At 61.1% G+C, this 12,266-nt stretch carries 12 protein-coding genes; 3 read left to right on the forward strand and 9 right to left on the reverse strand.

Annotation, left to right across the window (positions count from 1 at the left end; genetic code table 11):
- Positions 1-146 precede the first annotated feature (146 nt).
- The 5 genes from ASG67_RS18305 to ASG67_RS09915 form a co-directional block, all read right to left on the reverse strand.
- Complete coding sequence (locus ASG67_RS18305) at positions 147-1,277, reverse strand: serine hydrolase domain-containing protein (protein WP_082543431.1); 1,131 nt, start codon at positions 1,275-1,277, stop codon at positions 147-149.
- A gap of 512 nt (positions 1,278-1,789) precedes the next feature.
- Entirely contained in the window at positions 1,790-3,505 is a 1,716-nt protein-coding gene (locus ASG67_RS09900) for an ATP-binding protein (RefSeq protein WP_056529278.1), read from the reverse strand.
- Positions 3,502-5,664 carry a histidine kinase dimerization/phosphoacceptor domain -containing protein gene (locus ASG67_RS09905; protein ID WP_200940772.1) on the reverse strand — a complete coding sequence of 721 codons (2,163 nt, stop codon included), beginning with the start codon at positions 5,662-5,664 and terminating at the stop codon, positions 3,502-3,504. Before ASG67_RS09905 ends, ASG67_RS09900 begins: the two co-directional genes overlap by 4 nt.
- Positions 5,665-5,772: 108 nt before the next feature.
- Complete coding sequence (locus ASG67_RS09910) at positions 5,773-6,330, reverse strand: biliverdin-producing heme oxygenase (protein ID WP_056529285.1); 558 nt, start codon at positions 6,328-6,330, stop codon at positions 5,773-5,775.
- A gap of 243 nt (positions 6,331-6,573) precedes the next feature.
- Positions 6,574-7,788 carry an MFS transporter gene (locus tag ASG67_RS09915; RefSeq protein ID WP_056529287.1) on the reverse strand — a complete coding sequence of 405 codons (1,215 nt, stop codon included), beginning with the start codon at positions 7,786-7,788 and terminating at the stop codon, positions 6,574-6,576.
- Positions 7,789-7,906: 118 nt separating this feature from the next.
- On the opposite strand from ASG67_RS09915, the gene ASG67_RS09920 reads away from it, so the two are divergent.
- A complete protein-coding gene (locus ASG67_RS09920; RefSeq protein WP_056529290.1) occupies positions 7,907-8,503 on the forward strand; it encodes a TetR/AcrR family transcriptional regulator in 597 nt (198 codons plus the stop codon).
- Positions 8,504-8,718: 215 nt separating this feature from the next.
- Here the strand turns inward: ASG67_RS09920 and map are convergent, their stop codons facing one another.
- From map to ASG67_RS09935, 3 genes are all read right to left on the reverse strand, one after another.
- Positions 8,719-9,498 carry a type I methionyl aminopeptidase gene (map, locus tag ASG67_RS09925; RefSeq protein WP_056529293.1) on the reverse strand — a complete coding sequence of 260 codons (780 nt, stop codon included), beginning with the start codon at positions 9,496-9,498 and terminating at the stop codon, positions 8,719-8,721.
- 1 nt (position 9,499) lies between these two features.
- Positions 9,500-9,706, reverse strand: a complete 207-nt coding sequence (locus ASG67_RS09930; RefSeq protein WP_056529296.1) for a ParD-like family protein — start codon at positions 9,704-9,706, stop codon at positions 9,500-9,502.
- A 279-nt stretch (positions 9,707-9,985) separates the two neighbouring features.
- Positions 9,986-10,561, reverse strand: a complete 576-nt coding sequence (locus tag ASG67_RS09935; RefSeq protein WP_056529300.1) for a TetR/AcrR family transcriptional regulator — start codon at positions 10,559-10,561, stop codon at positions 9,986-9,988.
- 117 nt (positions 10,562-10,678) lie between these two features.
- Here ASG67_RS09935 and ASG67_RS09940 point away from each other — a divergent pair, with 117 nt between their 5' ends.
- Entirely contained in the window at positions 10,679-11,377 is a 699-nt protein-coding gene (locus ASG67_RS09940) for a glutathione S-transferase family protein (RefSeq protein WP_156460740.1), read from the forward strand.
- Between the two features lie 51 nt (positions 11,378-11,428).
- On the forward strand, positions 11,429-11,827 hold the full coding sequence (locus ASG67_RS09945; RefSeq protein WP_056529305.1) for a VOC family protein: 399 nt from the start codon (positions 11,429-11,431) through the stop codon (positions 11,825-11,827).
- Positions 11,828-12,080: 253 nt separating this feature from the next.
- On the opposite strand, the gene ASG67_RS19460 is transcribed toward ASG67_RS09945, so the two are convergent.
- Positions 12,081-12,266, reverse strand: a 186-nt coding sequence (locus ASG67_RS19460; protein ID WP_414887545.1) for a VOC family protein, incomplete at its 5' end; no start/stop codon positions are given.

Here is a 12,266-nt window from a genome sequence, read left to right on the forward strand (position 1 = left end):
CCGCTTGAACTCGTCCGTGAACCGACGCTTCGTCGTACTCGCCATCATACACCTCCTGACTCCGCAAAGCCTATCATCGGTGTCCGCCAAACCGAGGGAAGATCACCTCTCCATATCGCAAGCAGAGCCGGATGGGCCGGCAGAGGTCACTTCAGCCAGGCGAACGCATCGAACTCGCGTGCGAAGACAGTGCGCGCAGCACGCTCGTATACCTTACGCCCAGCGTCGCCATTGGTAAGGACCACGATCGCCAGGCCCGACACGAGGTCCACAACGAACAGGTTCGCGACGCCGTCGTTGGTGCCCCAGTGCCAAGCGAAACGCCGCCCACCGTTACTCTCCATTCCCCAGCCTAGCCCCCAGTCGAGTGTTCCCTTCACCCGAGTGGTCTTCGTCGAGAGCCCCGGATAGCGCTGTGCGAAAGCTAGGAACCGCGCGTAGTCGCTGGCGGTGGTCCACAATCCGGCCGCCATGTTAGGCGTCATAAATATTGGCATCGCCGGTTTGCCAAGTGCGACGGCCGCTTTCTCCCGTTCGCCTAGCGTCCACCGGTCGACTGGTTTCGGCGGGCCAGCATCGCGACGCATTGCATAGCCGGCCGGGCCTTTGTCGATGAGTACACCTCCGCCTCCGTCGTGCGCCCACGCGACTGCTGGCTCGGTGCCCCTTGCCCATCCATAGGTGCTTCGGTTCATTCCCGCCGGTCGCAGGACCCGCGTTTCCACCACCTGCGCGGCGGTCTGCCCAGTAACTGCCTCGACCAACCGGCCGAGCAGTACGAAGCCCTCGCCAGAGTAGCGGAATCGCGTGCCGGGAGGGAACGCGGCTGTTAACGGCTCGCCCGCTTCATCGCGCCAGTTAGGCAGGCCACTAGAGTGGGAGAGCAGGTGGCGAGGCGTAATCGATCGCGTCGCAGCATCATCCGTGAACGCGACATGCTCCGCCACCGGCCGGTCGAGGTCGATCAAGCCCTCCCGCACCATGTCATGAACCGCAACCGCCAGAACCACCTTGGACAGCGATGCTGCTTCGAATAGTGTTTCGGGTGTCGCGGGCACCGCATTAGCCTTTGCATAGCCGACCGCACCAGACGAGATTGCGCCGGACCCATCCGGCATTGCCCAGCTCGCGCCCGGTACTGACGCCAGGTCCATCCAGGTCGACAAGTTGGCGAGAATGCCGGGCGTTGTCGCGGTTGTTGCACCTGCCGCCACGGCTATGGCGAGCGTCCCGAAGCACGAGGCCGCGAGCATCGTCCGCCTGGACACCAAATCCATTATCAACTCCCGTCAGCGACCTACTTACTGGCATACAGGTTCGGCGCGACTAGGCTAGTTGAGACCACCGTCATAGAAGACCGTCGACCGATCCGCGTCAGCGACGACCCACAAGCCGACATTCGTGGCGCCTTATGGCCTTCCCAACTTCCGCCATTCGTTCATGTCGATGTTCGACGACTGCCTACTATCAAAATTGGTGATCTGGCGGCGTAAGGTGATGACAAGCTGACGGTTCGTTTAGAGCAGCACCGGCTGCTGGCTTAGCCTTATTTTCACCGAACCGATAACAGCTCATCACGCCTTCACACGGCGCGGCTCGACCGAGCTTGGCCAATGCCTACGAACTCGTATGCTGCTGTATCAGGTAGGCTTGGACAGGTCCCCAACCCGCCGCCCTGCCTCACCGTGCTCGCGCCGAACCTACCGGAGCCACAGCACCATACAGCTGTCGACAACCCGATATGCCTGGAGATGCTAACCAAAGAGTGGTTGCCCCACCTGCTGACGCGTCAGCTGCGGGCATGGCCGAAGTCAGACGGCTGATGCGGTGTACCAGCGTTTTCCCGGCGTCGAAGGGCTGCTTGCACCCGTGCGATCAAATCCCTGCTCCGGTAAGGCTTGCCAAGCACATCGAGGGCTTCAGGCTGGGGGCCCTGTATCGACATCTCGTCATTGTATCCCGTGGTCAGGAGAATGGGTACGTCGGGATTGCGCGCCCTTATCTCCTGCGCAAGGGCCAAGCCGTTGCGAACCCCAGGCATGACAACATCGGAAAACACCAGGTCGACGCCGCCATTCTGTTCCAGCTCGTCGAAGCGTCGCAGCCCCTCGTCGGCGTCACGGGCCACCGCTACCTTGTAACCGGCCTCCGCCAGGGTCTCCTCGGCCAGAAATGCAATCGCCTCTTCGTCTTCGACCACCAGGATCAAGGGAGGCCTCGTAGTATCGACCGTCTCCGGTTGGAACGCAGTGGCGTCGGGTAGGAGCGCATGTACGCGGTCCTCATCCGATGCGACCGGGAAGTAGAACCGCACGGATGTGCCCTCCCCCTCGCCGCTCTGGAGCGTCATGACCCCGTGTGACTGCCGGGCGAACCCCTGCGCCATGGCCAGCCCGAGCCCCGTGCCGGCGCCTTTCGGCTTGGTCGTGAAGAATGGCTCCAGGGCTCGGGCGAGGACCTCCTGCGGCATTCCGTGACCATCGTCGGAAACCTCGAGGAGAACATGGTCGCCCTGATCGAGCCCCGCTATCTCGTCTGCGGTTACAGAACGGAGGGACGCCGCGATCGTGATCGTCCCACCCGCTTCGATCGCATCACGCGCGTTTGTCACGACGTTGATCAGGGCTGTTTCCAGGTGAACCGGATCGACCTCGATGTCAGGGAGTCGCCGACGAAGGTTCAGTTGCAGGTCCGCCCGCGAGCCGACCGTCGATTCCAATAGCTCGACGATGGATGAGATCAAGCTGGAAATCTCGATCCGACGAGGTTCGAGCCTGCTCCGGCGTGCAAATGACAAAAGCTGGGCTGTCAGCTTTGCTCCCCGCTGGGCGGCGTTTGCAGCGGCCTCATGGTATCGCTTGAATGCACGTTCATCCTCGCGCCTTGCTGCCATCAGCTCCAGGCTGCCGTTAACCACCTGGAGCAGATTATTGAAGTCGTGAGCGAGACCCGCCGTCAGCTGTCCAATCGCCTCCATTTTCTGGCTTTGCAGGGCATTGCCCTCAGCCTCCTTCCGAGGGCTTACATCGAGCTGACTGGCAAAGAAGAAGAGGAGCTCTCCTGCCTCGTCGTAGACCGGCCCGATGAAGACGCCATTCCAGAACGGTGAACCATCACGCCGGTAGTTCAGGACTTCCACGCTGACCGCGCGTCGTTCGGTGACGGCGGTACGCATCTGCGCCACCACGGCCCGGTCGGTCAGGGCACCTTGCAACAGCCGGCAGTTGCGGCCGAGAACCTCTTCCAGATCGTATCCGGTCAGATCGAGGAAGGCGTTGTTCGCGAACACGATCGGATTATCGCTTTGCCGGGGATCGGTGAGGATCATCGGCATCCGGGTCATCTCGATTGCGGCGAAGAATACCCCGCCACGATGATCGAGTGACGGGTCCGTGATCGTGCTCTGCTTCCAGTGACGCTCACCCGGGCGACCGAGCAATCCGTCATGGGGCTCGTCGAACGCACCCTGCGACGGCGCGCCGTGGGCGTCATCGTCATGGCTCATCGAAGAGCGTCCGGCGCGACTGGCTCACGCCCGATTGCACCAGGCAGTGTAATCGGCGCCGTCAGCACCATCCGGACGCCAGGCGCGTTATCGAGATCCTCAAGAACGCCATCCAGTCGTTTGACCATCGAGTCGAGCATCCGCGTGCCAAAGCCTTTTCGTGTACCGGTCTTGCCACCTCCCTGATCCGCCACAATCAGGCGGAACCGGGCGCGATGCCGCTCTAAACTGATGAATATTGGACCAGGTTCACCGCCATAGGCGTATTTCTGCGCGTTGATGACCAGCTCCACCAGCACCAGTCCGACCTGAACCGCATCGTCGGCCGCGATCGTGATCGGGGCGAGGTCCAGCGTTAGCCTGTCGGCCCAGTCGGGACCCATCGATGATTTGAGGTCAGCAACCAACTCGCTCAAATAGCGCGACAGATCGACGGATTGGACATTGTCGTCGCTGTATAGCCGGCGATGAACCAGGGCGACGGCGGACAGGCGGCGTTGTGCTTCACCAAGATGGGCACCGAGCGTCGGGTCATCGCTCGACCGTGCCTGAAGAGACAGAAACGCCATGACGAGCTGCAAGCTGTTCTGAACCCTATGGTTTACCTCCTTGAGCAGCGTTTCCTGCTGCGCAATAAGCCGGTCCTTGTCCGCCACGGCAACGCTGAGGTCTTCAGCCAGATCGCGGATGCGCCGGTTCTGCCTTGCCTCGTAGAGCCTGGCCATCAAACGCCGGGCGGCCTCGATCTCGGCATGCGACCAAGGCCGCGCCCGTCCTCGTACCACCTCACTCCACGCGTCGAACGAAGCACGCGGCGTCAGCCGCTCGCCTGACTGCAGATTGACCGCCTTGTGTGGGTTTCCGGCCCATTCGACGACTTCCCGCTCTTCCGCGCGAAACCAGAGCAGGATCGTGGGCACCGTCGTCGACAGGGTAATGGCGAGAAGACCGCTTGCCCGCTCGCGGTAGGCGGCAGCAGGAAGGAAATCTTCCGAGAGGGTGTTGCTGTGGACTGGCCCCGCCCCCTGCTGGCGTACCCATGCGGCGACCTCGCGGATATCATCGCGGTCCGGACAGGATCCATCCTCATGGACCACGCCACCGTGCAGAATGGCAAAGGCATCCGCTTCGAACATCCGGCGCAAGTCGCCCGATGCGGTCTTGAAGAGCTGCTCTGGATCTATTTCGGTCGCCAGACGCGCAGCGATGGCATCTTCATCGGCACGGACCCGCAACTGCTCCCGGTAGTCCTCCGCCTGCTCCTTGGCGTTGATCTGTCGCGCCAGACCCGCAGCAACCAGCGATGCCGCCCGCCGCGTAGTAGCACCCAGGTTCCGGGGTGACATGTGATGACACGCAACAAGCCCCCATAGGACTCCATCCTTGACGATGGAGATCGAGGCCGAAGCTGCGACGCCCATGTTGTGGAGATACTGGAGGTGGATCGGTGATACGCTGCGAAGCTCGACATCGCTTAGATCGACACCGGCATATTCGGCCGGGCGGATCGGCGCCGGCTGATAGGAAATATCGGGAATGACGCGCACCCGGTTGCGAAGGTAAAGCGCGCGCGCCTGTTGCGGGATGTCCGACGCCGGGAAGTGATGGTTGTGAAAGGTCGCCAGGCCCGCCGCCACGTCTTCGGCAATGACCACGCCGGAATCGTCGTCGAGAAACCGGTAGATCATCACCCGATCATAACCGGTCAGGTTTCTGAACCATCCCGCGGCACGCTCGCAAAGCTCGATCAGGCTCCCAGCACGCTCGAAGCTCAGTCCGACATCCTCGATCCAGGCGAGAACATCTTCGGCGGCCCGCTCGTCTGCCGGTTCGAGCTCGATCAGCCAGCGATCCCCGGCTTGGCGCCCGATTGCCTCCAAGCCCGTTTCGCCAATAGCGCCAAGTGGACAGGAAGGCCTCGTGGCGGCCTTCAATGCCTCGCGCGCGGCTTCACCCAAAAGTGATGCAATGTCTCGTCCCAGCCAGTTCTGGCCAAACATCTGTTCAAGTTGCCCCGCCCCGCCAACGACACGCAATGCGTCGCGCGTGGCGATCAGCAACAGGCCGTGCGGCTGTATGCTGCCCGGTATATGGATCGGCTCGCGATCGCACTCGGATACGTCCAGCCCAACAGCGGCGGTCTTAAGCGGCATCTGCATTATCATCGCTATACGGAGGTAGCGTGGAACGGCCAAGTCAGTCTGTCATACCGTCAAGCCTTTGTTTTGGGCGACGGAACGCTGGGACTTCTGGCCATCGCCCTCCTCTTACGAAGCGGATCCTGGCGCTGAGGCAAGCTGCGCGCTGAGATGGAACAGATCAAAGACATCGCCTGCCGCCTTGATAGCGGTCTCGCGTTTCAATGCCGTATTCAGCTCGATATCAAGCTGAGCGAGCAGTTCCCGCCACGCTGCTGAATCACTCCGGTCAAGAAAACGTGTCGGCAGGCCATGCGCGACCTGTCGTCTGAGTAACGTACCACCCAGCCGGGAGCCCTCAAGCACGTAAAGCGCCCCGAGTAAGGCCGCTGGCTTATTCAGCACGGGCGTTCCCACCGCCGCGGGTACATCCAGTTCGAGCTCTGACAGATCAAGCAGCAGATACTCGTTTCGCCTTCGTGCCGCCCAGTCAGCAACGATCGACCCGATACCGCCGGTTTCGAGCGCTTCCTCGACCGGCAGATGCGCTGCCGCCTGTGCACGTAGAAACCGGCAGTAGGACACGCGATCGCTCAGCGTAAAAGCGGAAAAGCTATCATCGACGCGCTGATGATGACGTGCCGTCGCGGTTCTCAGGATCGTACGGACGTTCGTGTCAGGCTGCATGCTACTGATGTAGGATCATGCCGATCCGCTGTAACCCTTCGACAGAGACCATGACGATTGCCAAACCCTAGACGAACAGCGCTTTGTTTCGCTACGACCCAATCCCGGACATTCGCAGCCCCTTTACCGCCCCCCAACTTTTGCCGCCCATTCATCTTGGTAGCGGAGGAGTACTGAACCAATTCCAACTCGATGTCCGGCCGGCTTTTCAAATAGGGACGGTATTCATGGAGTATTTTAGAGTTAGCTGGCCGACGTTGAGCGGTGACCCGGTGGAAAGGCGAAACGGCGTCCGGCCAGCGCGATAAGGAAGGCGATCAGGGTCAGCGCGACGACAGCGGGTGGCAGCAGCGTGGTCCCTCCCGTCGTGAGGAGCACCCCGCCCAGCGCCCCGCCGATCGCGATCGCCAGGTTCCAGGCCGTGGTCACCATCGCCTGCGCCAGATCTACGCCGTCCCCTGCTGTGTCCGCCGACGCCGTCTGCATCATCGCCCCGGCACCACCGAAGCCAAGGCCCCAGACGATGGCTACCGCATAGATCGCAAGGCCTTGCCCACCGGCAAACGTCAGAAGAACTGCGATGGCCGCAAACGATCCGATCGCGAGCAATATCAGCATGCGCAGCATCCGATCGACCAGTCGCCCGACGATCCAAATGCCGACGAGCGAGCTGATACCGAACGCAAGCAGGACGAGATCGACCCGCGCGTACGCAGCGGTCGCGAACGGGGCGATGTAGGTGTAGAGGATGTTGTGGCCTGTCATCCAGGCAAGGATGACGAGCAGGATCGGTATGATACCCGGTGTCGCGACGACGCGGCGCAGAGAAGGACGATCGTCACCCCTCCGCCCGGGGGCATCGGGCACCTTGAAGATAATCCAGCCGATCAGCACGACACTTAGTGCCGAGAGTATCAGGAAAGATCCGCGCCACCCAACCAAACCGCCTATGAAGGTGCCTATGGGAACACCGAGTGAAAGCGCCAACGGCACGCCGACCATGGCGAGGGCCATAGCCGGGCCGGTCTGATCGGCACGCACGATGCTGCGCGCGTAACCCGCAAGGATTCCCCAAGCGAGACCCGCCGCGCATCCGGCGACGAACCGCGCGACCAGCACGACCGTAATCGATCCGGCCAAAGCGGTTAGCGTGTTGCCCACAACGAAGCAGATGATGGTGGCAAGCAGTACCGGTCGTCTGCGACGGCCTTGGGTCAGGCTCGTGAGCGGGATCGCTGCAAGCAAGGACCCAAGCGCATAGACGGCAACGAGTTGTCCCGCGATCGCCTCGGAGATTCGCAGGCCGGATGCGATCTGCGGAAGTAGGCCAGCAGGCAGCGTCTCGGTGACAATGCACAGGAAGCCACTGGCGGCGAGGCCGGCAAGAGCCGCGATCGGGAGTGCGGCGCGCGCCGCTGAGCCCGCTTGAACGCCGATTTTGTTGGAGGAGGGCGGCATGGGTGTCCTTGTTCGTCGATGTAATGCCCGCCTCTGCACCGTGACGATCCGGAGGCATCGCTATTTCCGTTAATGCCCGCTATATAAATGCGACTCTCAGAGGCAAGCGATTTCTGTAATGGACGTTAATGTAAATAAGCGACAACGGGGGCGCCCCCGTGGTTTCGCGCTTGAGGCTGCGATCGAGGCCGGGCAGCATCTGTTTCATGAGCATGGCTATGAGAACGTCAGCGTGGCCGCGCTGACTGAGGCGATCGGGATTTCCTCGCCGAGCTTTTATGCAGCGTTCGGCAGCAAGGCCGCATTCTTTAAAGAGAGCCTAAGGCTTTACTCGGCCACCGTGGTGCCGCTGGACCGCTTCCTGACGCCGGGTGCACCGCCGATGACGGCGCTTGGCGACATGCTGCGAGCTGCGGCGCACGCTTATACCACTAGTTCGCAGCGGCGTGGCTGCCTGATCCTTGAACACGCAAAAGCGGGCACAACGGATTGGGGCATCGCAGCCAAACAAATTGCGGGAGAAAACCGCAGTAGGGTGGCGGATTTTTTGAACGATGCGGGAATTAAAGCTTCCGGACGTGTCGCAGATTACGTTGCTACGACAATGCTCGGCCTGTCGGCTGCAGCGCGAGAAGGATGGGACGAGCCGCGACTGCTTGCCGTCGCCGACACGGCAGCCGAGGCTCTACTTTGTCGCTCAGCCCTAGAGGAGTGAACAGGTTTCTGCTTGGGCCGGCTTTCCCAACTGGGGACCTGTGACCCACATCCAGGCATTCGCGGCCCCTTCCCCGCTCCCCAACTTCTGCCGTTCGTTCATCTCCGCATTATGTCCGTTTTTGCCACCTGACTTGTGGCCCCGAATGTCGTGATGGGGCGGTAAGTGTCCCGCTGCTTTCAGGAAGATAGGCCGCGAATGCAGCCGTTCCGGAATTAAGCCACGCGCGCCGACATCGACTTCTCGTCATGCCGAAGCGTCAGAACCTCCACCCCATCGCTTGTAACCGCGACCGTATGCTCGAATTGGGCCGATAGTTTTCGATCGTTGGTAACGACCGTCCACCCGTCGTCCTGCGTAGAGACCTTTCGGGTGCCTTGGTTGACCATGGGTTCGATTGTGAACACCATGCCTTCGCGTAGCCGTACACCTGTTCCCGGACGCCCGAAGTTCATGACTTGCGGCTCCTCGTGCATCTCGCGACCGATTCCATGCCCGCAGAATTCCCGCACGACTGAGTAGCCATGCTTTTTAGCATGACGCTCGATTGCAAATCCAATGTCGCCAATATGGGCGCCAGGTCGAACCTGGCCGATGCCCTTCCACATTGCTTCCTGGGCAACGCGTACCAGCCGCTTCGCCGCTGGCGGTGCCTCGCCAACCAGATACGTCTTGCTCGAATCCGCGATAAAGCCGTTCTTCTCGAGCGTGATGTCGAGATTGATGATGTCGCCGTCGCGAACGATCTCGTCTCCCTTCGGCACGCCGTGGCAAACGACATCATTGATCGAGCAGTTCAAGACGAACTTGAAACCGTACTGCCCTTTGCTGGCCGGGCGTGCCGCGAGGTCCACGGTGATGAAATGCTCGACCAGATCGTTGATCTGTAGCGTCGACATTCCGTCTAGGTCCTGCTCGTCGAGCATCTCGAAGACCGAGGCAAGCAGCTTGCCGGAGATTCGCATGAGTGCAAGTTCGTCAGAGGTCTTCACCATGTCAGGCGGCTTCGGCTTCGGCGAGGCGAACAGGACCGTTGGCCAACTGTGCTTTGACGATCTCATTGAACGACAGGGTCGGGTTCCTTTCGGCAAGCATACCGATCTTCATCCAAAACTCTGCCTGCGCATTGATGGAGCGGCACATAACAGTGCTGGCCTTGCGAGCCTCCTCGTGCAGCCTGTCTTCAATTTTCACAATGCCCATATCCGCCCCTGCCTCAAACCGTACGAAACATATACGAACCGTAAGCTATGTGGTCAAACTGACGGGATGAACGCATGACCGCATCCAAGAGCGGAATTGCCCAGCGGACGTCCGGGTGTGGGCGACAACGGAAGGGTCGCTTTTGACGCCAGCCCGCACAACCTCACGCGCGGTAGGCCCAGAAACGGTCATTTAGCCCTCACCCCGCCAATCCCTATACTGGTCATTGGTTCATGTCTGTCGACCGTGCAGCTACGCGACTTAGGACCGCATAAGGAGCTAGCTGGGGAGCGGCCCCGCCGCGCGGTAGCTTTCGATCAGAGCATCGAACACGGCGATGTCGGATCTGCTGCGGGCAATGATTTGCGCGCCGGCAACCGCCGCGTAGATTGCTCGCGCTCTTGCCTCGACGCTTTCAGGCAAGCCAATCGCTGCGGCGGCAAGCTGTTTACTGAGCCACGCCACGTTGATGTCGGCGAAAGCCTGTACCTGTTGCAAAACCGGCTCAGGCAGCTCGTCACGCCCGGCCGCCATGAAGCTGCTGAGGCACATCCGATTGTCACGCTCCAGCGACGCCCGGAAGATGCTGGGGTATCGCCGCAATGCGTCCTTGGCGTCCTGCGCGCCGGCGGATATTGCCTCGAGATCGCGGGCGATATCCTCCTGGTAGCGACGCGCTACCGCCTCACCGAGCAACGCCTTGTTGGCGAAGTAATAATTGATGCTGGCTGCCTTGATGCCGACCTTCGCGGCGAGGTCGCGGAAGTTGATGCCGCCATAGCCGCGCGTCATCGCCGCCTCGCGTGCGGCCAGCAGGATGGCCTCCCGTGCATTCTCCTTCGTCGCTGCCGCCATCGCCACGCCTCCACCTGTCATATGCCAGACAGGGATTGACGAGGCAAGATTTACGCTTCAAATAGATACCTGTCATCTGACAGGCAGGTGGTGTGATCGATGAAAGCGAGATCCTCGGTGGCAGACAAACTGACGCTTTATACCTCCCCGTCCGCCTTCCCCAATCCGCAGCGGCTGCGCATCTTCATGCACGAGAAGGGCATCGCCGACCGGTTTGCCGAGACGGTGTACGACATGACGCCTGGGGGTGAACAGCGCGGGTGGCGACACTTGAAGATGAACCCGTGGGGTGAAACGCCGACGCTGGTGCTGGCGGATGGGTCATTCCTGAGCGAGACGTCGGCTATCGCGCGCTACCTCGACGACAGCTTCGAAGGCCGCAAGATCATGGGCGAGACGCCGATCGAGCGCGGCCTCGACCAGATGTGGGACAACCGGGTCTGGGTCCACATCCTCTATCCGATCGTCACCGCCTTCCACGTCCTGCACCAGGGTCTCGGGCCCAAGCTGGAACTGACGCACAACCCCTCATGGGGTGAGCATTCGCGCAAGGTGGCCCTTGCGCATGCTGCACTGGTCGACCGGCATTTTGGTGACGGGCGGGCGTGGCTGCTCGGCGGAGGCCAACCGACCTTCTCGGACATCACGCTGGCCACCGCGATCGCGTTCTCTAAATACCCGGTGAACGCCACCCCGCTGGACGAGCGTTTTGAGCATATCGACGCGTTCTGGCAGCGGTGGCAGACCCGGCCGGCCTTCATGGCTGCCTACACCGACGGGCAGAGCGGTGTTCCGGAACTGGATGACCGCCCGTAGCGTCCACATCACCCGTATCTATTGAATAACGCCTTAAGCAGGAGAGCAAGCATGCTGTTTCATACCATGGTCGGATCGAACGACATCGAACGATCGAAGCGATTCTACGATACGGTGCTCGGCACACTCGGAGTCGGTGAACCGATGCGAAATATCGCCGACAGCGGCCACACCCGGCTCATCTACAATAATGGCAACGGAACGAACTTCATCGTCAGCCAGCCGATCAACGATGAAGCTGCGACCGTCGCAAACGGCAGTACCGTCGCCTTTTCGTGCAACTCACCTGAGCAAGTGAAGCAGCTTCACGATGCCGCGGTGGCCAATGGCGGCACCTCGATCGAAGCTCCCCCTGGCCCACGCGAGACCGCGTCGATGGGGACGATCGAACTTGCCTATTTTCGCGACCCCGATGGCAATAAGCTTTGTGGGATCCATTTCCCCCGGTGATATTGCCGCCGCACGTCAGGTTTAAGGTGCCGCCCGTTCTAGCATGGACGGGCGTTAGGCTCGCCCCGAAGGATGTGCGGTAAACGGTACCGCCTTTAAGACCCACTTGCGGTCATTCGCGGCCTCTTTCCGGCTCCCCAACTTCTGCCATCCATTCAGTATTGCAGCAGAGAAGGTGCTGAGCCTCTGCCCTGCCCGCTGCACCGCCAGCTTTCGAAAAGGATGATTAGGTGGCAAAGCTGCTGCCGGCCCATTAACGGGCTGTCGGCTGCATAAGCTCTATCGTGATATGATCGGGGCCTGAAACGTAGGCCACCAACGTTCCCTTCCGTGGGCCACCCGGGATCGGCAGCGGATTACCTTTCGCCTTCCATCCTGCTGCCTCGACACGGGCAATGGCGACATGAATGTCCTTTACGGTCAGAGCCAGGTGGGCCGC

This window comes from Sphingomonas sp. Leaf339 (assembly GCF_001426195.1).
Classification (GTDB): Bacteria; Pseudomonadota; Alphaproteobacteria; order Sphingomonadales; family Sphingomonadaceae; genus Sphingomonas.